Source organism: Sphingobium estronivorans (assembly GCF_008692605.1).
Taxonomy (GTDB): Bacteria; Pseudomonadota; Alphaproteobacteria; order Sphingomonadales; family Sphingomonadaceae; genus Sphingobium; species Sphingobium estronivorans.
The window spans coordinates 38,121-61,902 of sequence record NZ_LFCT01000005.1 but is presented as its reverse complement, the minus strand read 5'-3'; the positions used below and the strand labels follow the sequence as shown (position 1 = coordinate 61,902).

Sequence of the window (23,782 nt, the reverse complement as noted above, 5' to 3'; positions counted from 1 at the left end):
AAAGGCTTAACCGCCGACAAATTGCGACAGGGCGATATAGGCCAGGATCACCGCGACCCCGGCCGAAAGGCCGCACAGCACATAGCCCGTGTACAGCAGCAACGGCGGATGAGGCCGCGCCAGCCGACGGTTACGCTGTGCCGCCGAAAGGATGACACTGGCCAGCAGACCATAAGTCAGTGCCGCAAATTCCATCATGAATCGAAACTTCCCACGCTCAGTCGCCCCCCATTAACCAGCCCAGCCGTTAAGGAAAGGTCATTGCGTACGCCCGATTCGACGGAATGGGCGAGTCATGCGCCAGGCCGTGGAACCTTTGCGTAACGACCTTACTGCCACCGTCGCGGGGGCGCGATCCGCATCGTCCAGCGCGGCCCGCCCTTCAGCAACGCCCGCCCGATGCTCGCCTGGCCGCCGTCCCGGGCGGCCGCGATCAGCCGGTCGATCGCCTCCCCCCGGGGCGCGGCGGCTGCGGGCTGCAAGCGCGCCAACATGCGCAGCACCAACCGGCGGAGCAATTCACGCGGCAGGTCAGTCCGATCCAGCACCAGCCCCTTGGCATCTGCGTCATCCGCCCGGACATGGCTCGCTTCCAGCCCGTCGACCACCCAATCCAGCGCATCCCCGACCTCGGCCAGCGCCGCCGCGCTCCGGCCCGCCGCCGCCACGTCGATCCAGTCCACCCCGGCCAGCGTGGCGCGCAACGCCGCCCGGTCGAAACGCGGATCGCTGTTCGACGGGTCCTCCACATGGGGCAGGCCACGATCCTGAACATGGTCGCGCAATGCCGCCTTGCGCACCTCCAGCAACGGCCGCAGCACGACGCCCTGCCGCGCCCGCACGCCCGCAAGGCCGCTCACCCCCGCCCCGCGGTTGAGCCGCATCAGGAGCGTTTCCAACTGGTCGTCGGCATGATGCGCGGTCAGCAGCCAGTCCAGCCCGCGTTCGGCCCGCCAGCCTTCCAGCAAGGCGTAGCGCTGCGCCCGCGCCCAGCTTTGCACATTGCCGCGCACCGCCCCATCGGGGTGCAAGGTGGCATGGGCGATGCCCGCCGCCCGGCACCAATCCGCCACCATCGCCGCTTCGGCAGCGGAGGCTTCGCGCAAGCCATGATCGACCGTGGCCGCTTCGACCCGCCCCGGAAAAAGCTGCGCCATCAGATCCAGCAGGGCCATGCTGTCCGGCCCGCCCGAAACCGCGACGCCGAAACGGGCGCTGGCGGCATCCTCCACCAGCGCCCCGATCGCTTGCCTCAGATGCGTCGGAAGATCGCCTTCAGCCATGGGGCGTCAGGCGCTGCACTTCGCCCGGGCGCGGCCCTTGTCCATCATGCCGCGCAAGCCGGTCGACAGGCTCGCGCCATAGACCTGCTCCAGTTCCGAATAGACCTTGCAGGCATCGGCGGGCTTCTTGAGCTGGATCAGCGCCTCGCCCAGATAGGCGAGGCTGTCGGGCGCGCGGTCGCCCCTGGGGCGCTTCTGGTAATTTTCATAGAAGGCGACCGACGCCAGCGCGGGCTTGCCATCGTCCAGATAGGCGCGGCCCAGCAGGTTCGACGCCTTGCTCGCGACCGGGCTGGCGCCATATTTGTCGACGGTCGATTTGAGCTGCGCCTGCGCCTCCGGATAGAATTTCGCATCCCACAGGCGGAACCCGTAGGTGTAGGCGTCATCCGCTTCATTGCCGGTGGAGGGCCGTTCGATCCCGGCCACGGCGGCCTTGCGTTCGTCGCTTGCGCCATTGGCGGCGGGCTTCGGCGCGCCCGGCCGGGTCGCGGCGGGCGCGGGATCAGCGGGACGCACGGCCGGCGGCACCACCACCGGCGCGGCGCGGCTTTCCTGTTCGGCCTTGTAGCGGTTGAACGCATCTTCCAACTGCTTGAGCTTGAAGCTGTTTTCCTCGACCTGTCCGGTGATGGAGGCAAGCTGCGATTCCAGCGCATTCACCCGCGCCGTCAGGTCGGCCACCGGCGTGGAGCTGGGCGAACCCGGCACGACCGCAGGTGCGGCTGGGCGCGTGATTTCCGCCTCCAGCGGTGTACCTGCCGGAAACACTTTGCGCTGCACCGCGCGCATTTCCTTTTCCAGTCGATCCACCCGCACATCGATGCCGACATTCTGGGCCGCGACCGGCGAAGCAAGAGCGAACAGCACGGGCGCCCCCAGCGCCAAAGAGCCCGCAAGAAAGGCGTTACGCATGATAATCCCCGACTTTAGATATTCGCCCTTAACCATAGGGCGAGATTTCGCGCGGTAAAGCGGGACGTTGACGGCCCGGCGTCGAAGCGTCCCCCCTTGCCGCTGTCAGTACCGTGTCAGTTGCCGGCGGCAGGCATGGGAGCCTGAACGACCGGCGCCGACGCGGCAGCGGGCGTGGCGGGCGTCGCCCCCGCCTGAGGCGCGGGCGCGGCGCGGGCGAGCAGCGCTTCGGCATTGACCGGCACATCCGATATGGTGCGGTCCGGCGGACCCAGCGGTGCGATGGCCTTGCCACCGACCGTCACGGTCAGGGCCTGCGGACGGCCCGTCAGGATCATGGGATTGCGCGCATTGGCCGGCAGGGTGAAGCTGTCCCCCTTCTTCATCAGGCCGTCCTTCAACCGCTCGCCCGCCTCGTCATAGATGCGCAGCCACACATCGTCATTGGCGGTGAACACCACCGTCTGCACCACCGGCGCGACAGGTGCGCCCGCGGCGGGCTTGGCCGCAGCAGGCGTGGGCGCCGTCTGTTGCGCCGCGATTTCGTCGGTCGTCGGCGGAGTCATCACCTGCGTCCGCCAGATCGCGAAGCCTGCCACCAGGACCACGACGATGGCCGCCGCCGTCCAGGCCAGCATGCGCGAAGGCACCCGCGCCGGATCGGCCGGCTCGAACGCCTCATACCGGTTCGCGCCCAGATCGGAATTATGGACGGCGTTGCGCACATCGGCGGCGATCCCCACCTCGTCCACGTCGATGGCGCGGGCATAGGCGCGGGCGAAACCGACTGCATAGGGGATGCCCGGCAAAGCGGCATAATCGTCGCGCTCAATCGCCTCCAACTGCCGCTGGGCAATGCGCGTGCGGGTCGCCACATCCTGGATCGACAGCCCCTGCGCCTCCCGCGCCGCGCGCAGCCGCGCGCCCGGAGTACCCAGCCGTTCCGGCGCCGCGACCCCGGGTTCCTGTTCGACTTCTTCTGCCATGCTGCTCTGTCTCATTCCGGGACGGGGATTGTCAACGCCGCTTGCCGCCCATTCGGGCGGAAAAGCGCGCATCCATGCCGCTAATTCAATTCGATACCCCGTTCACCGACCCATTCGGTCAGCGCCGAACGCATATCGGTGACGCCCTTGTCCAGCAATTCGCGCATCAGCGCCCGCAATTCCGCTGCATCGATGGAGCGGATCATGGCCTTGACCGGCCCGACCGAGGCCGGCGTGATCGACAGCCGCCGCACGCCCAGACCCACCAGCGCCATCGCCTCCAGCGTCCGCCCGCCCATTTCGCCACACACGCCGACCGGCACTTCATAGGCTTCGCACGCGCGCACCACCCGGTCCAGAAAACGCAGGATCGCGATGCTCAGCCAGTCATAGCGCTCCGCCAGCCGGGGATGGGCGCGGTCTGCGGCAAACAGGAACTGGGTCAGGTCGTTGGTGCCGATGGAGAGGAAATCCAGACGCGGCAGCAACAGGTCCAGCACCTCGGCCAGCGCCGGCACCTCCAGCATCGCACCATAGCGCACCGCCACCGGCAGCTTCTTCTTCTGCGATGCCAGCCATTGCCGCTGATGCTCCACCAGCGCGCGCGCCTGCTCATATTCCCAGGGTTCCGACACCATCGGGAACATGACGTGCAGCACCTTGCCCGCAGCCGCCTCCAGCAAGGCACGGGCCTGCGCCTTCATCAACCCGTCGCGGTCGAGCGCCAGCCGCAGGGCGCGCCAGCCCATCGCCGGATTGTCCTCCAGTTCCTCGTCATCGTCGCGGTTCATATAGGGCAGCGCCTTGTCGCCGCCGATGTCGACGGTGCGGAAGATGACGGGCCGGTCGCCCGCCGCATCCAGCACGTCGCGATAGAGCCGCTGCTGCTTTTCCCGCTGCGGCAGGGTGGCGGACACCAGGAACTGGAATTCGGTGCGGAACAGGCCGATGCCATCGGCGCCGACGATATCCAGCGCCTGCGCGTCCTCGCGCAGTCCCGCATTCACCATCAGCTCGATCCGCTGGCCGTCCGTGGTGACGGAGGGCAGGTCGCGCATCGCCGCGAATTCGGCCCGGCGCTTCTGCGTCACATGCAGCTTGTTTTCGAACGCCTCCTCCATGTCGGGCGTCGGGCGGATCAGCAGATTATTGGCGGCCACGTCCATCAGGATCAGGTCGCCCTCATTCACCTGATGGCGAACGTCGCGCACGCGCCCCAGAACCGGCACGCCCATGGCCCGCGCGACGATGGTGACATGGGCGGTCAGCGATCCCTCTTCGAGAATGACGCCCTTCAGCCGCCGCCGGTCATATTCCAACAGCTCCGCCGGCCCCAGATTGCGCGCGATCAGGATCGCATCCTGCCGCAACCCCAGTTGCGCCGCCGTCCCGAGTTGCCCCGACACGATCCGCAGCAGCCGGTTCGCCATATCCTCCAGATCGTGCATCCGGTCCTGAAGCAGCGGGTCGTCAATCTGCCGCATGCGCATGCGGGTGCGCTGCTGCACGCGCTCGATGGCGGCTTCGGCGGTCAGGCCGCTGTCAATGGCTTCGTTGATGCGCCTGATCCACCCCTCGTCATAGGCGAACATCTTGTAGGTCTCGAGCACCTCCTGATGCTCGCCTTCCGTGCCGAATTCGGCCGCGCCCGTCATCCGGTCGATCTGCTCGCGCATCTTGGTGAAGGCGGAAATGACGCGCTGCCGTTCGGCCTCCGTATCCTCGGCCACGGTATGTTCGATATGGACGCGCGGCTGGTGGAAGACCGCATGGCCCCGCGCCATGCCCATGACAAGTTGCAGCCCGTGCAGCACCGAACTGCCCGTATCCTGCACCCGGCTGTCAAGCGGCCCGTCATCGGCCAGTTCCGCATTGGCGATCAGTTCGGACAACACCATCGCCACGGTCTGGAGCGCTTCAATCTCGACCTCCTCATATCGACGGGGTTCCACATGCTGCACACACAAGACGCCAATGGCTCGCTCGCGCCGTACGATGGGCACGCCGGCAAAGCTGTGGAACAGTTCCTCCCCCGTTTCGGGGCGATAGGCATAGTCGGGGTGCGAGGCAGCCTCGTCCAGATTCAGCGTCTCGACATTGGTGGCGATCATGCCGACCAGACCCTCGCCCATCGCCATGCGGGTGACGTGCACCGCTTCCTGCTTCAGCCCGCGGGTCGCAAACAGTTCCAGCACCCCCTCGCGCACCAGATAGATGGAGCAGACCTCGCTCGACAGGGCTTCGCCGATAATCTCCACCACCTTGTTCAGCTTCGCCTGCGCGCTGGTTCGCGCGGCCATCACCTCCTGCAAGCGGGTGAGGATCTGGCGGGCGGCGGCGGCGGGCGTGCTGGACATGGTCAAGCGCTAACAGATCGCCCCCCCGCTTTCCAAGGCGAATATGCGCGGTTCCAGCGGTTTTTGCGTGTCCGGTGCAGGCAACGTAAAAAGCCCTAGGCGCTTGCCGCCGAAATTTCGCAGAGCGCCTTGAACTGCTCCGCCATCTGATCCCAGCCGGGATGGAATCCCATCTCCTTGTGCTTCGCCATTCCAGTGCCGGGCCGTCGCGGTAAAGCGCGTCCCCTCCCCTTCGTCGGCAAAGTGCCAGATCGCCGTCATGAACGGCGTTTGCGGCACCCAGCCGGACGCATAGGCGTCAGTGGTCACCACCTTCTCCATCGGCACCACCTCCAGGATCACGCCCTCCATCGGGCCGGTGTCCTCGCCATCGGGGCCGAACATCCGCACGGCGCTGCGCCCGCCGGGTCGCAGATCCTCCTCGATGACCTCGGCTCGCCACGGCTTGGGACAGAACCATTCGTCCTTGAGGTCGGTCCACACCTTCCACGCGATCTGGCGCGGGGCGGCGATATGGCAGGTCACGGACAGTTCGAATTCCGTGCCGCTCATGCCGCCTCTCCTTCGAACGCCGCCTTCATCCGGCCCAGATCCAGCTTCTGCATGGTCATCATCACCGCCATCATCCGCTGGATGCCGGGGCCGTTGCCGGTCTTGTAAAGGTCCATGATCTCCTGCGACACCAACTGCCAGGACACGCCATATTTGTCCTTCAGCCAGCCGCAGGGTCCGGGCGACCCGCCATCGGCGGTCAGCGCATCGAAATAGCGGTCGAGTTCCGCCTGATCCTGACAGGATACGGACAGCGACAGGGCCTCGGTAAAGCCGAATTCCGGCCCGCCGTTCAGCGCTTGATAGCTGTCGCCGAACAAGGTGAATTCCACCACCAGCACATCGCCCCCCTTGAAGGGCGAAGGCACCGGCGAATTTTCGGGATAATGGCTGACGGCATCCACCGATCCGCCGAAAATCGAGACATAGAAGCGCGCGGCTTCCTCGGCCTTCCCATTATACCATAGGCAGGGTGAAATCCTGGACATGACAACTCTCCCTATTTCGCGTCTGCACGCATGCCCACCAGGGCGAACATCGCGCCCTGCGGATCGCTCGCCTGGATGATCCATGCGCCGCCCGGCACCTGCACCGGCCCGTTGAGTACGGTTCCGCCGCCCGTCCTCACCTTGTCGGTCGCGACATCGATGTCCGGCACGACGAAGTAGAACAGCCAGACCGGCACCGGCACTTCCTTGGGCCGCGCCATCATGCCGCCGCTCATGCCGTTGAAGTCCGTCGATCCGTCCTGGGAGAAAAGCTGGTAGCTGCCCATTTCCCCCATATCCATGGCCTCACCCTTCCCCCAGCCGAACTGGGAGGTATAGAAGGCCAGATCGGCATCGAAATTGCCGCTATACAGCTCATGCCAGCCGATATGCCCGTTCGCCATCGGCGGCGGCGCATCCATCCCCTCCGGGCTGGAGCCCTTGAGCAGCATGAACACCGCGCCGCCCGGATCGCTCATCACCGCGAAGCGTCCGACGCCGGGAATATCCTCCGGCGCGCGCTTCACGGAACCGCCGGCCTCGGCCAGCCGCTTCGCATCGGCATCGACATCGGCCGACCCCACATAGCCGCCCCACCAGGGCTTCATGCCACAGTCCCTGGCCTCCGCCGGGATCGCCATGATCCCGCCCGTCGGCCCGGCGCTGCCGGAAATCACCTGATAGTCATGGCCGCCGCCAAAGGCCTGCGCCGTCCAGCCGACCACATCCCCATAAAAGGCGAGTGCCGCTGCCGGATCGCTGGTCATCAGCTCGTACCAGAAGAATTTGCCGTTCAAATCGGTCATCGTCCCTCTCCTTCAGGCTTTTGCGTCGAGCAGAACCTCAAATCCGCCATAGATCAGCCGCGCGCCGGAAAAGGGCATCTCCTCCCCTTCCTTGGGCTGCATCCGTGGGTCCTTCATCACCTTTTCCGCGCCCGCGTCGCGCGTGGCCTTGTCGGGCCACTCGATCCAGGAAAAGACGACTTCCTCGCCTTCCTCCGCGATGACCGCCGTGCGGAAGTCATTCACCTTGCCGGGTTTGATATCGTTCGCCCAGCACTCCACGATCCGCAGCGCGCCATATTCGATGAAGATGGGCGCGGCATAGGCCGCGACTTCCCGGTATTTTTCCTTATTGCCCTTAGGCACCGGGATCACGAAACCGTCCATATAGCTCATGACATCTCTCCTGATGAAAGGCGCAGTTTCAGGCGGCTGCTTCCTTGTTCGCCGCCAGCGCCGCTTCCACGTCCATCCACGTCACCTCCCAGATGTGGCCGTCCAGATCGGCAAAGCTGCGGCCATACATGAAGCCATGGTCCTGCTGCGGATTGGGTTCGGTCCCACCCGCGGCCAGTGCCCTTTCCGTCGTCGCATCGACCTCCGCCCGGCTCGCTTCGCTCAACGCCAGCAGCACCTGGGCGGTTGCATGCGCGTCGGGAATCTTGCGCGGCGTGAAACCGGTGAACCGCTCATGCGTCAGCAGCATGACATGGATGCTTTCGGAAAAACTCAGCATCTGGGCGCTGTCATCGGCGAAATCCTTGTTCCTGACCGCGCCTACCGCCTCGTAAAAGGCGATGGAGGCCGGCAGGTCCCGCACCGGCAGGTTCACGAAAATCATCTTCGGAGTAGGGGCATTCGACATCGCACATCTCCTCGGGATTATCTGGTCCGGCGGTCGTGCAAGACTGTCCTTGGCCGACTCACCGACTTGAACTTTATGCACTGGTAGATTATCTTCTACAACAGTTAAGTTAGAAAAGATAACCAAGGACTCAGCCAAAGTGAAGAAACGGGCTTATCAGGATGGCTGCGCCGTCGCCCATGCGCTGGATCTGATCGGGGATCGGTGGGCGATGCCGATCATGCGGGAATTGATGCTCGGCCCCAAGCGCTTCACCGATCTGCGCGCCAGCCTGCCCGGAATCAGCGCCAATGTGCTGACCCAGCGGCTGGAGGAACTGGAAGCCGCCAGCATCCTCATCCGCCGCCGCCTGCCCCCGCCCGCCGCCAGCCAGATTTACGAGCTGACGGACTGGGGCCTCGAGTCGGAAATATTGTTCCGGGTCCTGGGCCGTTGGGCTTGCCGTTCGCCAACGATGGAGCCGGGCATGCCGATGAGCAATGTGTCGGTGATCCTGTCGCTGCGCACGATGATCGACCGCAGCCGGATCGGAGATATGGACGCCACCATCGGCCTGCGCTTCGGGGAGGAAGAATTCCGCCTGATCCTGAAGCATGGCGACTTCACCGCCGATCGCGGCGAAGCGGCCGGCGCGGACGTCATCCTGTCCGGCGACCAGAATGCACTGGCCGCTATGGTCTATGGCGGCGCGCCGTTCGAGGCTGTCGCCGATGCGCTGCGGGTCGAGGGGGACCGGGCCTTGGCGGAGCGTTTCGTCCGCCTCTTTCCCCTGCCTCCCAAGGCGCCCTCGACCGTCAGCTCGACAGCTTCATAAGGACCAGCCCGCCCAGGATCATCATGGCGGCGAGCAGGCGCATGGCCGTCGCAGCCTCGCCCAGAAAGGCAATGCCGACCAGAAACGCGCCCACTGCGCCGATGCCGGTCCAGATCGTGTAGGCGGTGCCCAGCGGCAGGCTCTTCATCGACAGCGACAACAGCGCGAAACTGCCGATCATCGCGACCAGAGTGACAAGCGTCGGCGTCAGCCGCGAAAAGCCCTGCGACTGCTTCATCGCAAAAGCCCAGACGATTTCGAGCAAACCGGCGATAATCAGATAGACCCAGGCCATGCGGCCCTCCTTTGCAAGAGAGCCGGGCCGTCCCGGACTTGAAACCCGCAAGGGGGGAGGACGTGGCCTCGCTTGGTGAGCGGGATAGGATAGGCGCCCGCCCTTCGCAACCGCCTACTTCGCCGGGATGAACGTTTCCCGCATCGGCGTCAGCGGGAAAGTCGGCACTTCGACCCGGACCGGCGCCCCCGCTTGCGGAGCGTTGGGCAGAAGGGCCGAAGGCGGGGTCATGGCCGCCGCATTGGGCGCGAAACCGGACGCGACCTCCCTGGGCGCCATGGGCGGCGGCGGCAGCGGCGTGGGCGACACCACCACCGTCACCGTCCCGCCGAAGCGCGACTGCCATTCGGCCAGCCGCCGCAGATAATCGGCATAGGCTGCGTAAAATTCCTGAAACGGCTTTTCCAGCGCCGTCAGCGCCTCTGGCGCGTAAGCCAGCAACTGGCTGGACGGCATGGCCAGGATCTTGGCCCCCACCTCGATCGCCACGGGGCAGAAGCTTTTCGTCACCGGCGGCAGGGCGAAGAAATTATAGACGACGGTGTTCAGCAGTTCCCGCGCCTTGAGCCCGCCTGTCCCATAGGCGGCCAGATAATTGCGGTCGACCGCCGCATTCGCCTCCCGCAGCGCCGCCTCATGCACATGCAATATCTGGTTATACTGGATGCGCGCCGGTTCATTGACGCCATGGCAGGACAGCGCCGCCACATTGAGCGCCATGCGCACATGCCAGAGCGCCGTATTGGCCGTCACCCCGCGATTGGGCGTCAGATATTGGCCGTCGCTCGCGACCTCCGGAATGCTCATCCCGTCCACCGCCCCCATGGGGGGCAGCGGCTTGATCGTACTCACGACCGGCGGAGGGGGCGTCGGCGGCGCCTTTTCGGGCGTGGAACACCCCGCGACCAGCGCCAGCGCACCGACGGAACCTAAATGGCAGAAACGGTGAAAAACGGCACGCGGCGGCAACCTGTCATCCCTTTGAAGATCATCCAGACTGCACAACTCTTCGCAAAGTCGGGCGTTCCCGACGACCGCCGGCGAATCGCTTCGTCGGGAGAGGGATTCGGTTCGTCCGATTTAACCGCGACGCTCCAGCGCGACCGCCGCCTCGGCCAGCAATTGGGCGATGATGTCGGTCACCGGCTCTTCCTTCGACACCATGCCGACCGACTGCCCGGCCATCAGCGAGCCGCCCTCGACATCGCCGTCGATCACCGCGCGGCGGAGAGCGCCTGCCCAATAATGTTCGATCTGCAACTGCGCCTCGCCCATGTCGACCGTTCCGCCGTCCAGCAGATTGGCGACTTCGCGCTGCTTGGCGGTGAACGCTTCGGTCCCGGCGTTTTTGAGCGCGCGCACCGGAATGACGGGCAGGCGCGGATCGATCTGCACACTGGCAATCGCATCGCGGGCAGAAGCGCGGAAGAAGGCCTTTTTGAAGTTCGGATGCGCAACGCTCTCGGTCGCGCAGGCAAAGCGGGTGCCCAACTGCACGCCCGCCGCGCCCATTTCCAGATAGGCGGCAATCGCCTCGCCCCGACCGATGCCGCCCGCGACGAACACGGGCACCTGAGAGGCCATTTCCGGCAGGATTTCCTGCGCCAGCACGCTGGTCGCCACCGGGCCGATATGACCGCCGGCCTCCATGCCCTCCACCACCAGCGCGTCCACGCCGGAGCGCACCAGCTTCTTCGCCAGCGCCAATGCGGGGGCAAAGCAGATCAGCTTCGCGCCTTTTTCCTTGATCGCCTCGATGCTGCCCTTGGGCGGCAGGCCGCCCGCGAGCACGACATGGCCAACATTGTGCTTCGCGCAGACATCGATCAGTTCGAACAACTGCGGATGCATGGTGATAAGATTGACGCCGAAGGGCTTGCTCGTCAGCGCCTTGGTCGCCGCGATTTCCTTGTCGAGCAGTTCGGGCGTCATCGCCCCGCAGGCGATCACGCCAAAGCCACCGGCATTGGAGATCGCCGCCACCAGGTTCCGCTCCGAAACCCAACTCATCGCCCCACACATGATCGCGACCTCACAGCCCAGAAATTCGGTGCCGCGGGCCATCAGGGAAGCGAGTTTGGCGTTCGTCATGGTCAAGCCTCAAGAATCAAAAAGCCCCTCCCCTTCAGGGGAGGGGTTGGGGTGGGGCGTGCCGAAGCAGCGCCCACGCCCTTCCTATTTCTCCCCCTGACGGCGGAGAAAGAAAAAATCAAGCGACCGGCGCGTCCAGCCCGTATGCCGTATGCAGCACGCGCACCGCCAGTTCGGTCTCGTCCTCGTCGATCAGCACGCTGACCTTGATCTCGCTGGTCGAGATGGCGAGGATATTGATCCCACGATCGGCCAGCGACTGGAACATGGTCGACGCGACACCTGCATGGCTCTTCATGCCGACGCCGACGACGGACACCTTGGCGACCTTCGTATCGGGGATCACCCGGTTGAAGCCGATGATGTCCTTCTGGCTTTCCAGCACGTCCAGCGCCCGCGCCAGATCCGCGCCCGGCACGGTGAAGGTGACGTCCGTCTCGCCCTTGTCGCGACCGACATTCTGGATGATCATGTCGACGTTGATCGCCGCATCGGCCAGCGGCGCGAAGATGTGCGCCACGGCGCCCGGACGATCCGGCACGCGGGTCAGGGTGATCTTCGCCTCATTCTTGTCATGGGCGATGCCGGTGATGAGCTGACGTTCCATCTTGTCTTCCTTGAGCTTGGCTTCCAGTTCCTCTTCGCTGACGATCAGCGTGCCGGGGAGGTCGGTCTGGGTGGGATCATCGAAGGAGGAAAGCACCTGCACGACCACGCCTTCCTTCATGGCGAGGCCGACCGAGCGGGTCTGGAGCACCTTGGCCCCGACCGAAGCCAGTTCCAGCATTTCCTCATAGGTGACGAGGTCGAGCTTGCGCGCGCGCGCCACGATGCGCGGGTCGGTGGTGTAGACGCCGTCGACATCGGTATAGATGTCGCAACGGTCCGCCTTCAGCGCCGCCGCGACCGCGACCGCCGAGGTATCCGAGCCGCCACGGCCCAGGGTCGAGATGCGGCCATCCTCCATCATGCCCTGGAAGCCGGGGATCACCGCCACGGTGCCCGAACGCATCGACGCCAGCAGGTCGATGGTGTCGATCTCCCCGATGCGCGCCTTGGCATGGGCTTCGTTGGTGCGGATCGGGAGCTGCCAGCCGAGCCAGCTGCGCGCGTCCACGCCCATGGCCTTGAGCGTCATGGCAAGCAGACCGCTCGTCACCTGCTCGCCGCTGGCGACGACGACATCATATTCCGCCGGATCGTACAGCGCGGAGGCTTCCTTGCAGAAACCGACCAGCCGGTCCGTTTCGCCCGCCATGGCGGACACGACGACAGCGACTTCATGGCCCTGTTCGACGACATGTTTGACTCGCGCGGCCACGTTGCGAATTCGCTCCATCCCCGCCATGGAGGTGCCGCCGAATTTCATCACGATGCGCGCCATTTGCTTGTCGAGCCTGCCTGGTTGTAGGAAAGAAAATGTCCCCCTAGGGCGACCCAGAGGAACGAAAACGGCGCCTCTATTAGCAGCGGATACAAATATGGCAAGCGAACCCACATCAACCATCGACCCACGCGAGGCCGCGCATTTCGGCACGATGGCCGCCGACTGGTGGGACCCGCATGGGTCCAGCGCGATGCTGCACAAGCTGAACCCGGTCCGGCTACACTATATCCGCAACGCCATCGACCATCACTGGCCGCAGGGAAGCGGCGGATTTCGGCCTCTTTCCGGCAAGCGCGCCATCGACGTCGGCTGCGGCGCGGGGTTGCTGGCGGAGCCATTGGCGCGCATGGGCGCCAACGTGACCGCGTTGGACGCGGCGGAAGAAAATATCGCGGTCGCCCGCGCCCATGCCGCGGGACAGGGCATTGCCATCGACTATCGCGCCACCCCTGTGGAGCAATTGGAGGCGAGCGGATTCGACCTCGTCACGTCCATGGAGGTGATCGAGCATGTCGCCGATCCCGCCGCCTTCGTCTGTGCGCTGGCGGCAAAGCTGGCGCCCGACGGCCTGATGATCCTGTCCACGCCCAACCGCACGCCCCTGTCCCGGCTGGCCATGATCACGATCGGCGAAAGCATCGGCGGCATCCCCAAGGGGACGCATGACTGGCACAAATTCCTCAATCCCGAGGAACTGACCGCCCTCCTCCAGGACGCGGGCCTGGACGTCACCGACAGCACCGGCCTCAGCTTCGATCCGCGCTATGGCTTCACCCTCTCGGCCAACAAGGCGATCAACTATCTGCTGACCGCCCGGCATCGGAGGGATTGAGCGACGATGGCAACCGAGCCGAAGGTCGATGCCTATATCGCCCGGCAGGCCGATTTTGCCCGCCCGATCCTCACCCATTTGCGGGGAGTCGTCCACGCCGCCTCACCGCAAATCGAGGAAGCGGTCAAATGGGGGATGCCCTTCTTCACCTTTAAAGGGCAGAATCTCTGCAACATGGCGGGGTTCAAGGCCCATGTCGCCTTCGGCTTCTGGCATGACAAGGTCGCCAGGGACGGCGCCAGCGAAGGGGCGATGGGCCAGTTCGGCCGGATCGCCAGCCTGAACGACCTGCCCGACGACGCCACACTCACCGCCCTGGTCGCCCAGGCCATGGCGTTGATCGATGCGGGCGAAAAACCGCGCTCAGGCCCGAAGCAGGCGCGCGAACCGTTGCCCCTCCACCCCGCCTTCGCCGCCGCAATTCAGGCCGATCCTGCGGCAACGGCCGTGTGGGCAGCCTTCCCGCCCGGCAAGGTCCGCGACTATTGCGAGTGGATCAACGATGCGAAGAGCGACGCCACCCGCGACAAACGCATCGCGCAGGCCGTGGCGTGGATCGCGGAAGGCAAGGGCCGCAACTGGAAATATGAAAAGCGGTCATAAGGGGCGCATGACATCGGCGGCACCGCGCTCCCCAAATGCGCGGTCCCGTTCCCGCCAAACTCAGCCTACCGGCTTCGCCGACGCCATGACGGCCGGTTGCACCTCCGGCTTGCCGTCAGCGGGCGCGGCGGCATTGACCGGCGTTGCAGGCTGCGTCTTCAGGGACGCAGCCGCCGTCTGAAGCGCCGCGGCCGCGGCTTCCAGCGCTGCTGCCGCCGACTGGGGCGTCACCTGCTGCGCCGCCGGGGCAGGCTCGGTGGCGGCCGCAACCGCAAGCGGATCGCTTGCCACCGCCGTTTCCTTGGCCATAGCCGGGGCCGCAGCAGGGGCTGCCACCGCTATCTCGCAGACATCGCCCACGCCGGCGGGTTTTTCCGCGAAATTCCGGGCCAGCACCGCGATCTCGCTTTCATTGGCGTTGGTCGCCAATGACAGCAATGTATCCGCCATCTGACAGAATCCCGCCGTTTGCATGCCGTCGGTATGGCTATTGGCCAGGCGCGTTATGAAATCATTATAAGCATCCTGACCGCCAGCAATGCCACCTTCCCGCATGAAATGCAGCTTCAGCGCATTATTATATTTATCAAGACTCCCTGACTTCTCGTAGAACTTGTCGTATTTCGTCGATATTTCGCTGTTGGATGCCCGACATTTCAAAGATCCCAGCATCAGCATGATCTGCAAATCCCTGACTCGCGCCGCCTCTATTTCATGCGGTTGCCAACATTGCGCCTCCCCCGCCGCCGCAACCCCGCCAAAAAAGAGCGCGCCAAAACAGCAGGCGGTTCCCACCGCCATCCGCAATCTAGACATGATGGACCTCGCAGACTCGACCAGACCCCGCTGAGAAAATATTAACATTTTGCCATGAAAATGCCATGTTTATTAACTTGACAGTGGCATAAAGGACGCAGCCGAAACGATCCCGGAATGCGGCCATTCCTCCGAACGACGGAGGCGCCCTCATCCTTAATTGCCACCGCTCCGCCTTCCCGTTTAACGCGACGACGATCGAGGGACAGGTTTGGGAAAATCGGGCAAAACCATGGCTGCCCTTGTCGCTATTCGCCCACCGCTTCCGCTCGGGCGATCAGGGCTTTCGCTTCCTCCACATGCATGCTTTCGACCATGCGCCCCTCAAAGCGCTCCGCACCGCCCGTCGCTGCCTCCACCAACCGCCGCGCATCGGCCACGGCCTGGGGATCGGGACCGAAAACCTGATTGGCGACCGGCACCTGGCTGGGATGGATCAGCGTCTTGCCGTCAAAGCCCAGCACATGGCCGGCAGCGCATTCCGCTTCGAACCCGGCCTCATCGTCCAGCCGGTTGAACACCCCATCGAACACGGCGACCCGCACTGCCCGCGCCGCCAGGATGACGGCCTGCAAGGACAGCGACAGTCCCTCGCGCCCGGCAGACGGCGGAATGCCCAGATCCTGCCGCAGGTCATTATTCCCCATGAACAACCCGGCGCAGCCCTCCCCCGCGGCGATCGCGGGCGCCGCCAGAACGCCTGCCGCGCTTTCGATCATGGCGATCACCGGTTTCTGGCAGACGCTGAACACGTCCTTCACCTGCTTGGGATTTTCGACCTTGGGCAGCACCACATAATCGACGGCCGACGTCTTCATCGCCACCATTTCCCGTCCGTGCGACGGAACGCCCGCGACATTGATGCGCACCGCCGTCAGCCGCGAGCCAAAGCCCTCCGCCAGCGCCTCGACCGCATGGGCCAGCGCCTCTTCCTTGCGGTCGTCGGGCACGGCATCTTCCAGATCGAGCAGCACCATGTCGCACGGCAGGACCCGCGCCTTGGCGATGGCGCGCGGGTTCGACGCCGGCAGGAACAGCAGCGAACGGGCATGGCGCAACAACATGATGTCTCTCCTTGGCTTTCCCTTTTCCCGTTAATGATTTCGCGGCATAGTCCAAGCGGATTTAATCCAGGCAGGTTTCAGGGGGGAAGACAGCCATGCTGACGACATTCGCGCTGACAGTGACATTTCTGGTGCTGTTCTACCTGGCGGTGAGCGTCAAGGTGGTGCGTCAGGGCTATCAATATACGATCGAACGCTTTGGCCGCTTCACGGAAGTCGCCCGCCCCGGCCTCAATTTCTACCCGGCCTTCTTCTATGCGGTCGGGCGGAAGATCAACATGATGGAACAGGTGGTCGACATTCCGGGGCAGGAGATCATCACCAAGGACAATGCCATGGTGTCGGTCGACGGCGTGGTGTTCTTTCAGGTCCTCGACGCGGCCAAGGCCGCCTATGAAGTGTCGGAACTGTATGTCGCGATCATGCAGCTTGCGACCACCAACCTGCGGACGGTGATGGGGTCGATGGATCTGGACGAAACCCTGTCCAAGCGCGACGAGATCAACGCCCGCCTGCTGTCCGTGGTGGATCATGCCACCAACGCCTGGGGGATCAAGATCACCCGTGTCGAATTGAAGGACATCCGCCCGCCCGCCGACATCGTGAACGCCATGGGCCGCCAGATGAAAGCGGAACGGGAGAAGCGCGCGCTGATCCTGGAATCGGAGGGGCTGCGCGCATCGGAAATCCTGAAAGCCGAAGGGCAGAAGCAGAGCCAGATATTGGAGGCCGAAGGGCGCCGCGAAGCCGCCTTCCGCGACGCGGAAGCGCGTGAACGCGAAGCGGAGGCCGAAGCCAAGGCCACCCAGATGGTGTCCGAAGCCATCGCCAGCGGCAATGCGCAGGCGATCAACTATTTCGTCGCGCAGAAATATGTGGAGGCGGTGAGCCAGTTCGCCACCTCGCCCAACGCCAAGACCATCCTCTTCCCGGTCGAGGCGACGCAGCTGATCGGCACGCTGGGCGGCATCGGCGCCCTTGCCAAGGAGGCGCTGGGCGGCGAAGCAACCCCGCCGCAGCCCGCACCGCCCCGTCGCGGACCGTTCGGACAAGGGCCGGCATGATGGCGTGGCTCAACGTGCTGGACGATCATTGGGGCTGGCTGATCTTCGCCGCGCTGCTGGGCGTGGGCGAAGTGCTTCTGCCCGGCGTCTTCCTGATCTGGGTGGCGCTCGCGGCGGCGGTGACGGGATTGGTCGCCCTTGCCCTTCCGATCTCGATTCCGGTCCAGTTGCTGCTGTTCGCCGCGCTCTGCCTCATTTCGGTCTGGGGCGGACGGCGCTGGTACAGCAGCAATCCGGTAGCGTCGCAGGACCCGCTGCTCAATGACCGTACGGCGCGGCTGGTGGGCGAGATCGTCACCCTGGTCGAACCGATCGACAATGGTCGCGGCCGGGTGAAAGTCGGCGACAGCGTCTGGTCGTGCCGCGGCCCCGATGCGCCGGCGGGCACGAAAGTCAGGGTGATCGGGGCGGAGGCATCGGTTTTGAACGTGGAACTGGCCTGAAGGGCTGGTTTTCCGGCGGAAACCCGACACCCAAATAAAAAGGGCCGGCGTCACCGCCAGCCCCCTTTTTATAGCAAGGCGCTGAGATGCTGACGCATCACGCCTTGGACATGCTCAAGCGCCGCACGGGCTTAACCAAAGCCCGTGCAACGAACGATCAGCCGACGAATGCCCGCTCGATCACATAAGCGCCCGGTGCAGCGTTGGACCCTTCGGCAAAGCCCTGTTCCTCGAAATAGGCGCCGAACTGCTTGATCATCTCCATGCTGCCGCACATCATGATCCGGTCGGTTTCCGGGTTGAACCTGGCGTCGCCCGGAATGCCTTCGAACAGCGCGCCCGTCTCCATCAGCTTGTCGATGCGGACATTGTTGCGGAACGGCTCACGCGTCACGGTCGGCACATAATGGAACTGCGCCCCCGCCTGCTCGGCCACCAGCGGGTCTTCCGCCAGCTTGCCGGTCAGTTCGTCATGGAAGGCCAGATCGCTCACCCGGCGAACCGAATGGACCACGACGACCTGCTCGTAAAATTCATAGACGTCCGGGTCGCGCGCCAGGCTGAGGAACGGTGCAAGGCCCGTGCCCGTCGACAGCATGAACAGCCGCTTGCCGGGCAGCAGCGCGTCGGTGACCAGCGTACCGGTCGGCTTGCGGCCCAGATAGATCTGGTCGCCCGGCTGGATCAACTGGAGCTTGGAGGTCAGCGGGCCGTCCTGCACCTTGATCGACAGAAATTCCAGTTCCTCGTCCCAGGACGGGCTGGCGACCGAATAGGCGCGCAGCAGCGGCTTGCCGTTCTCGCCCTGCAAACCGATCATGACGAATTCGCCCGAACGGAAGCGGAAGCTGGCCGGCCGCGTGATGCGGAAGCTGAACAAATGCTCGTTCCAGTGCTTCACCGACAGCACGGTTTCCACGGAGAGCGCGCCGGTCGGTTCCAGTACCGGCTTTTCGATGGTCACGTCGTTCAAAATCTTTTCCCCTGCCAAATCCACATCCGCCAACGCCCGCAAGGAACGTCAGTTGCGTGGGCTTCGCAATAAGCTATGCAGCGCGAATGCGCTCACGGGCGGGGGAAGGCAAGGCGAAAAAAACTTGTCGCCAGGAAAGCTGACGATCAGGCGCGGGGACAGAGGCGGGGATTTGCGCGCCGGTCGGGTACGCAGCAGAGCGGCTCCCCATGCGGTGGCGCGTGAAAAATTCCGACCTGAACGCAGGCGCCGTCCTGCCTCTGCTCATTGGCCAGATAGTGGCCCGGCATCGGACCTTGAACGCTCAACATCGCCATCATGGCGGCGCTGTCCCGCAGCATCTCCCCGATCATGGTAGCTTCCCTTGCCCATGGTCGCGAAATGCGGCCATGCCCCGGGCAGCGCCCATAGTCCTTTATCTATCCAAAGCCATACCCAAAGCAGGGTATGCCCGTGGCGAGACGGCAAATAATTCTCGGAAGCGGTCGGCCTTAGCCGAAAAGACCCTTGGCCAGATTGCCCAGTTCATTGAGCGGATTGCCGTCGCCATCCCGGTCGAACAGCCCGCCCAGCTTCGACAACATCGCTTCGGGCCCGCCGAAATGCGCGAAAAGCTCCTGCAATTTATCGGCTGACACGCCATGTTCGGCCGCCGTGGTCGCCAGCGCGGCGACATCGGTTTCGCCCGAGCCGATCTTGCCGCCGATTTCGTTCATCAGCGCCTGCATCTGTTCCGGTTGCAGGCCGATCTTGCCGGCTACCGCTTCAAGCCCGCCCATATTGCCCAGAAGATCATCGAACATAGCCATAGGACAAATCCCTGCAGAATTTGATGCAGGATAGCATTGTCTTGCGGGAACAGAAAGCAAAAGAGGCCGGGGAGCCTATCCCCGGCCTCTCTCTGCCGCTTGCGGACGATCGTGGCGTCAGGCGGCGGTCAGCGCCGCATCCCGCACGGATTCATCGACATGATCAACGAACTGGGCGAAATTGTCGACGAACTGCTTCACCAGCTTCGAGGCCGTCTCGTCATAGGCCGCCTTGTCGGCCCAGGTCGCCCGCGGATCGAGCATGGCCGATTCGACGCCCGGCACCGCGACCGGCACTTCGAAACCGAAGTTCGGATCGGTGCGGAATTCGGCATTGTTGAGGCTGCCGTCCAGCGCCGCGTTGAGCAAAGCGCGCGTGACCTTGATCGGCATGCGCTTGCCGACGCCATATTTGCCGCCGGTCCAGCCGGTGTTGACCAGCCAGCAGGTGACGCCACCCTTGTTGATCCGCTCTTTCAGCAGATTGCCGTAGACCGATGGGTGGCGCGGCATGAAGGGCGCGCCAAAGCAGGTCGAGAAGGTCGCCGAAGGCTCGGTCACGCCGATCTCGGTCCCCGCGACGCGCGCGGTATAGCCCGAGAGGAAGTGGTACATGGCCTGGTCCGGCGTCAGCCGCGCGATCGGCGGCAGCACGCCATAGGCATCGGCGGTGAGGAAGATGATGTTCTTCGGCACCGGCCCCAGATTCTTTTCCGACGTGTTCGGGATGAAGTCGATCGGATAGGAACCGCGGCTGTTCTCGGCCAGGCTGTTGTCGTCCAGGTCGATCTCGCGCGTTTCCTCGTCGATCACGACATTTTCCAGCACCGTGCCGAAGCGCTTGGTGGTGGCGAAGATCTCCGGCTCGGCCTCGGCCGACAGGTTGATCATCTTGGCATAGCAGCCGCCCTCGAAATTGAAGACGGCGGTGTCCGACCAGCCATGTTCGTCGTCACCGATCAGCGTGCGGCTGGCATCGGCGGACAGGGTGGTCTTGCCGGTGCCCGACAGGCCGAAGAAGACGGCGGTATCGCCATCGGGACCGATATTGGCCGAACAGTGCATCGGCATCACGCCCTGCGTGGGCAGCAGATAGTTGAGAATGCCGAACACCGACTTCTTCATCTCGCCGGCATAACGGGTGCCGCCGATCAGGATCAGCTTTTCGGAAAAGTTGACCGCGATCACCGTCTCGCCGCGGCTGCCGTGGCGGGCCGGATCGGCCTTGAAGGTCGGCAGGTCGATGATCGTATATTCGGGGGCGAAATCCGCCAGTTCCCCGGCCGCCGGACGGACCAGCAGGGTGCGGATGAACAGGTTATGCCAGGCCAGTTCGTTGATGACGCGGACGTTGACGCGATATTCGGGCTGCGATCCGCCGAAGAGATCGGCGACGTAGAGCTTGTCCTTCTCGCCCAGAGCCTTGAAGAAATCTTCTTTCAGCGCGGCGAAATGCTCGGGCGTCATGGGGACGTTGGTCTTGCCCCACCAGACGGTGTTTTCGGTTTCCGCATCCTTGACGATGAACTTGTCGGAGGCCGAACGTCCAGTATGCTTGCCGGTCTTGACGACCAGCGGACCGTCCTTGGCCATCATGCCTTCGCCATTGGCGAGCGCGGCTTCGACCAGGGGCGCGGTGCCCAGATTCCAATGTTGCGCGGCTTTGGTGGAAATGCCCTGCCGGTCCAGGGTGAAAGAGGATTTGGCCTGCACGCCTTTGCTCCTGAATATCATTATGTCCGGTCGCCATCTTATCATGTTCACGACCGGTCCGCTTCTCGCCGTCGCGATCTCGATGCCGCTGACGTCCGTTGCTGCAGACAAAAGGCCCATAAGCCTTTGCGGTAGGTGCGTCAAACCCCCGGAAACCGTGCAACTCCCGCGTTTATCCCGAATACCCATGGCTACACCGCATAAACCTGTCCCAGCACCTTCCTTGCGGGCGGAGCGGGCATGGTCTAACGCTGGACTGACCGTTTCCCCTTTTCCATCCCACGATTTTTCCGGGACGAAGCATGACCGCAACCATCGCGCTGGTGGACGATGACAAGAATATCCTGACCTCTGTATCGATCGCGTTGCAGACGGAGGGGTTCATGACGCGCCTTTATTCCGACCCGGAAGCGGCGTTGAAGGCGCTGGTCGAAAATCCGGCGGACCTCGCCGTGTTCGACATCAAGATGCCGCGCATGGACGGTCTGGAATTGCTGCGCCGCCTGCGCGAGAAAAGCCATATGCCGGTCATCTTCCTGACGTCCAAGGCGGATGAACTGGATGAGGCGCTGGGCCTCGCCATGGGCGCCGACGATTATATCAGCAAGCCCTTTTCCCAGCGGCTGCTGATCGCGCGCATCCGCGCCATCCTGCGCCGGACCGAGGTGAGTCGCGCCGACGCCGCCTCGGACGAGCCGGTGGCCGACCCGATCGTTCGTGGCCGGCTGGAAATGGATCCGGCCCGGCACCGGGTGAAATGGATGGGCCGCGACGTCACGCTGACGGTGACGGAATTCCTGATCCTCGAAACGCTCGCCCAGCGGCCGGGCGTGGTCAAGAACCGCAACCAACTGATGGATGCCGCCTATCAGGATGACGTCTATGTCGACGACCGCACCATCGACAGCCACATCAAGCGCCTTCGCCGCAAGTTCCGCGAAGCCGACTCCGAATTCAACGCAATCGATACCCTTTATGGCGCCGGCTACCGTTTCTCCGAAGAAGGATGACGCGGGCGCGGGGTGGAACTGGTCCGGACGGATCAGCCTGACCCCGCGCATCCTGGCGGTCAATGTGTTCGCGCTGGCGCTGCTGGCGGGCGGCTTCTTCTATCTCGACAGCTATCGCACGCGAATCGTCGATGAACGGCTGGACCAGTCGGCGCGCGAACTGAAGCTGCTGGCCATCGGCCTGGAAAATGCGCCTGCCGAGCGGCAGAACGCCCTGATCGCGGCCTATTCGCGGCAGACGAGCGACCGGGTGCGCCGCTATGACCGCGATGGCCGGCTGATCGCGGACAGCTTCACCTTGGCGGCGCCGAGCTACCGCCTGCGCCTGCCGGAGGAGGAGGAATGGCAGCGCCATGTCGCCCGCTTCCTCGACAAGGCCGTCGACCGCATCGTTTCCGCCGACCGACCGCCCAATTTCGAGGAACCGGCGGTCGACCGGGCGCAGGCCTGGCCCGAAATGGTGCTGGCGCGCAAGACCGGACAGGCGCAGACGATGAACCGTTATGCGCCCGACCGCACCTTCATGATCTCCGCCGCGGTGAACATGAAGGACGGCTCTAGCCTGCTCGCGACCGAAAATGCCCGCGACATCACCCGCACTGTCCGGGCCGAACGCTTCCGGCTGGGCATGGTGCTGGCGGCGGCGATGCTGGCGTCGGTGCTGCTCTCGCTCTTCCTGGCGCGCACCATCGTCCAGCCGTTGCAGCGGCTCGCCCGCGCGGCGGTGCGGGTGCGGCTCGGCCGCGCGCGCGAGGTGACGGTGCCGCGCCTGCCCGACCGCCGCGACGAGATCGGCATGCTGGCCCGCGCCCTGTCGGACATGAGCCATGCGCTGCGCCAGCGGATCGATGCCACCGACGCTTTCGCCGCCGATGTCAGCCATGAACTGAAGAACCCCATTGCCTCGCTCCGCTCCGCGCTCGACGCGCTCGACCGGGTGGACAAGCCCGACCTGCGCGCGCAATTGATGGCCATCGCGCAGGACGATGTGCGGCGGCTCGACCGGCTGGTCACGGACATTGCCGAAGCCTCCCGCATCGATGCCCAGCTTTCCCGCACCCGTTTCGAACCCATCGATCTCGGCCTGCTGATCGAGCGGATGGTCGTCGCCCGGGAAGCGCGCGGCGTGCCCCGTGGCGTGCGCCTGGCCTTCGCCCGCCCGCGCAAGAATGTGGCCGTCGCGCTGGGCGAGGAACAGCGGATCGTGCGCGTGCTCGACAATCTGATCGACAACGCGATCTCCTTCTCCCCCGACGATGGGCTGGTGCAGATCGTCGCCACCGTCGCGGACGATGAAGTTCTGGTCAGCGTCGAGGATGAAGGCCCCGGCGTCCCCGAGGGCGAGCGCGAGCATGTCTTCCGCCGTTTCCATAGCGTCCGGCCGGAACATGAGACCTTCGGCAAGCATTCGGGCCTCGGCCTCGCCATCGCCCGCTCCATCGTGGAGGGGCATCAGGGCAAAATCGGCATCGCGGACCGCAAGGATGCGCAAAGCGGCGCCTGCTTCATCGTGCGCCTGCCCATGGCGGTGGCGCGCGATCCGGGCATCGTTTCGGAATAGAGAACAGCCCGGAAAGCGCGGCGGCGCATCTGGCGCCCTGCATAATGAGGCCCCCTTCCGCTAATTCCATTTCCAC

The 23,782-nt window shown here is 64.5% G+C and carries 26 protein-coding genes and 1 pseudogene; 7 read left to right on the top strand and 20 right to left on the bottom strand.

Annotation, left to right across the window (positions count from 1 at the left end; translation table 11 throughout):
- Positions 1-6 precede the first annotated feature (6 nt).
- From F7P65_RS05510 to F7P65_RS05465, 10 genes and pseudogenes are all read right to left on the bottom strand, one after another.
- A complete protein-coding gene (locus F7P65_RS05510) occupies positions 7-198 on the bottom strand; it encodes a hypothetical protein (protein ID WP_150290759.1) in 192 nt (63 codons plus the stop codon).
- 131 nt (positions 199-329) lie between these two features.
- Positions 330-1,283, bottom strand: coding sequence for a tRNA lysidine(34) synthetase TilS (gene tilS, locus F7P65_RS05505; RefSeq protein WP_150290758.1), 954 nt, complete (start codon positions 1,281-1,283; stop codon positions 330-332).
- 6 nt (positions 1,284-1,289) lie between these two features.
- Positions 1,290-2,198 carry a tol-pal system YbgF family protein gene (locus tag F7P65_RS05500; RefSeq protein ID WP_162854539.1) on the bottom strand — a complete coding sequence of 303 codons (909 nt, stop codon included), beginning with the start codon at positions 2,196-2,198 and terminating at the stop codon, positions 1,290-1,292.
- 116 nt (positions 2,199-2,314) lie between these two features.
- A complete protein-coding gene (locus tag F7P65_RS05495; protein ID WP_150290756.1) occupies positions 2,315-3,184 on the bottom strand; it encodes a helix-turn-helix domain-containing protein in 870 nt (289 codons plus the stop codon).
- Between the two features lie 80 nt (positions 3,185-3,264).
- A complete protein-coding gene (gene ptsP, locus F7P65_RS05490) occupies positions 3,265-5,541 on the bottom strand; it encodes a phosphoenolpyruvate--protein phosphotransferase (RefSeq protein ID WP_150290755.1) in 2,277 nt (758 codons plus the stop codon).
- A gap of 95 nt (positions 5,542-5,636) precedes the next feature.
- Positions 5,637-6,093 (bottom strand): annotated as a pseudogene (locus F7P65_RS05485) (SRPBCC domain-containing protein).
- Positions 6,090-6,581 (bottom strand): VOC family protein, encoded by a 492-nt coding sequence (locus F7P65_RS05480; RefSeq protein ID WP_150290754.1) that lies wholly within the window; start codon positions 6,579-6,581, stop codon positions 6,090-6,092. Before F7P65_RS05480 ends, F7P65_RS05485 begins: the two are co-directional and overlap by 4 nt.
- Positions 6,582-6,592: 11 nt before the next feature.
- Positions 6,593-7,387: a VOC family protein gene (locus F7P65_RS05475; RefSeq protein ID WP_150290753.1), complete on the bottom strand. Its 795-nt coding sequence runs from the start codon at positions 7,385-7,387 to the stop codon at positions 6,593-6,595.
- 12 nt (positions 7,388-7,399) lie between these two features.
- On the bottom strand, positions 7,400-7,762 hold the full coding sequence (locus tag F7P65_RS05470; RefSeq protein ID WP_150290752.1) for a DUF1428 domain-containing protein: 363 nt from the start codon (positions 7,760-7,762) through the stop codon (positions 7,400-7,402).
- 28 nt (positions 7,763-7,790) lie between these two features.
- Positions 7,791-8,231 carry a VOC family protein gene (locus F7P65_RS05465; RefSeq protein WP_150290751.1) on the bottom strand — a complete coding sequence of 147 codons (441 nt, stop codon included), beginning with the start codon at positions 8,229-8,231 and terminating at the stop codon, positions 7,791-7,793.
- 139 nt (positions 8,232-8,370) lie between these two features.
- Here F7P65_RS05465 and F7P65_RS05460 point away from each other — a divergent pair, with 139 nt between their 5' ends.
- Entirely contained in the window at positions 8,371-9,045 is a 675-nt protein-coding gene (locus F7P65_RS05460; protein WP_150290750.1) for a winged helix-turn-helix transcriptional regulator, read from the top strand.
- Here the strand turns inward: F7P65_RS05460 and F7P65_RS05455 are convergent.
- The 4 genes from F7P65_RS05455 to F7P65_RS05440 form a co-directional block, all read right to left on the bottom strand.
- Positions 9,026-9,340, bottom strand: coding sequence for a DMT family transporter (locus F7P65_RS05455; protein ID WP_150290749.1), 315 nt, complete (start codon positions 9,338-9,340; stop codon positions 9,026-9,028). The two genes, F7P65_RS05460 and F7P65_RS05455, sit on opposite strands and share 20 nt — an antisense overlap.
- Before the next feature lie 114 nt (positions 9,341-9,454).
- A complete protein-coding gene (locus F7P65_RS05450; RefSeq protein WP_150290748.1) occupies positions 9,455-10,309 on the bottom strand; it encodes a hypothetical protein in 855 nt (284 codons plus the stop codon).
- Positions 10,310-10,420: 111 nt separating this feature from the next.
- Complete coding sequence (locus F7P65_RS05445) at positions 10,421-11,431, bottom strand: NAD(P)H-dependent flavin oxidoreductase (RefSeq protein WP_150290747.1); 1,011 nt, start codon at positions 11,429-11,431, stop codon at positions 10,421-10,423.
- 118 nt (positions 11,432-11,549) lie between these two features.
- Complete coding sequence (locus F7P65_RS05440) at positions 11,550-12,815, bottom strand: aspartate kinase (protein WP_150290746.1); 1,266 nt, start codon at positions 12,813-12,815, stop codon at positions 11,550-11,552.
- A gap of 97 nt (positions 12,816-12,912) precedes the next feature.
- Here F7P65_RS05440 and ubiG point away from each other — a divergent pair, with 97 nt between their 5' ends.
- Both ubiG and F7P65_RS05430 read left to right on the top strand, forming a co-directional pair.
- Positions 12,913-13,650, top strand: coding sequence for a bifunctional 2-polyprenyl-6-hydroxyphenol methylase/3-demethylubiquinol 3-O-methyltransferase UbiG (ubiG, locus tag F7P65_RS05435; protein ID WP_150290745.1), 738 nt, complete (start codon positions 12,913-12,915; stop codon positions 13,648-13,650).
- A 6-nt stretch (positions 13,651-13,656) separates the two neighbouring features.
- On the top strand, positions 13,657-14,253 hold the full coding sequence (locus tag F7P65_RS05430) for a YdeI/OmpD-associated family protein (RefSeq protein ID WP_150290744.1): 597 nt from the start codon (positions 13,657-13,659) through the stop codon (positions 14,251-14,253).
- A 60-nt stretch (positions 14,254-14,313) separates the two neighbouring features.
- Here F7P65_RS05430 and F7P65_RS22305 read toward each other — a convergent pair whose 3' ends face one another.
- Positions 14,314-14,703, bottom strand: a complete 390-nt coding sequence (locus F7P65_RS22305) for a hypothetical protein (protein WP_240334212.1) — start codon at positions 14,701-14,703, stop codon at positions 14,314-14,316.
- A 614-nt stretch (positions 14,704-15,317) separates the two neighbouring features.
- Positions 15,318-16,133 (bottom strand): HpcH/HpaI aldolase/citrate lyase family protein, encoded by an 816-nt coding sequence (locus F7P65_RS05420; protein ID WP_150290743.1) that lies wholly within the window; start codon positions 16,131-16,133, stop codon positions 15,318-15,320.
- Between the two features lie 95 nt (positions 16,134-16,228).
- On the opposite strand from F7P65_RS05420, the gene F7P65_RS05415 reads away from it, so the two are divergent.
- Entirely contained in the window at positions 16,229-17,197 is a 969-nt protein-coding gene (locus F7P65_RS05415) for an SPFH domain-containing protein (protein WP_150290742.1), read from the top strand.
- Positions 17,194-17,640: an NfeD family protein gene (locus tag F7P65_RS05410; RefSeq protein ID WP_150290741.1), complete on the top strand. Its 447-nt coding sequence runs from the start codon at positions 17,194-17,196 to the stop codon at positions 17,638-17,640. Before F7P65_RS05415 ends, F7P65_RS05410 begins: the two co-directional genes overlap by 4 nt.
- A 157-nt stretch (positions 17,641-17,797) precedes the next feature.
- Here F7P65_RS05410 and F7P65_RS05405 read toward each other — a convergent pair whose 3' ends face one another.
- From F7P65_RS05405 to F7P65_RS05390, 4 genes are all read right to left on the bottom strand, one after another.
- The gene (locus F7P65_RS05405) at positions 17,798-18,613 is read right to left on the bottom strand and encodes a ferredoxin--NADP reductase (RefSeq protein WP_150290740.1); all 816 of its coding nucleotides are present in this window, start codon (positions 18,611-18,613) and stop codon (positions 17,798-17,800) included.
- 146 nt (positions 18,614-18,759) lie between these two features.
- The gene (locus F7P65_RS05400; protein WP_150290739.1) at positions 18,760-18,966 is read right to left on the bottom strand and encodes a hypothetical protein; all 207 of its coding nucleotides are present in this window, start codon (positions 18,964-18,966) and stop codon (positions 18,760-18,762) included.
- 138 nt (positions 18,967-19,104) lie between these two features.
- Entirely contained in the window at positions 19,105-19,422 is a 318-nt protein-coding gene (locus F7P65_RS05395; protein WP_150290738.1) for a hypothetical protein, read from the bottom strand.
- 117 nt (positions 19,423-19,539) lie between these two features.
- Positions 19,540-21,135, bottom strand: coding sequence for a phosphoenolpyruvate carboxykinase (locus F7P65_RS05390; protein WP_150290737.1), 1,596 nt, complete (start codon positions 21,133-21,135; stop codon positions 19,540-19,542).
- A 302-nt stretch (positions 21,136-21,437) separates the two neighbouring features.
- On the opposite strand from F7P65_RS05390, the gene F7P65_RS05385 reads away from it, so the two are divergent.
- Entirely contained in the window at positions 21,438-22,145 is a 708-nt protein-coding gene (locus F7P65_RS05385) for a response regulator transcription factor (RefSeq protein WP_150290736.1), read from the top strand.
- Entirely contained in the window at positions 22,111-23,706 is a 1,596-nt protein-coding gene (locus F7P65_RS05380; protein WP_150290735.1) for a sensor histidine kinase, read from the top strand. The genes F7P65_RS05385 and F7P65_RS05380 overlap by 35 nt, the downstream gene beginning before the upstream one ends.
- Positions 23,707-23,782: the final 76 nt, after the last annotated feature.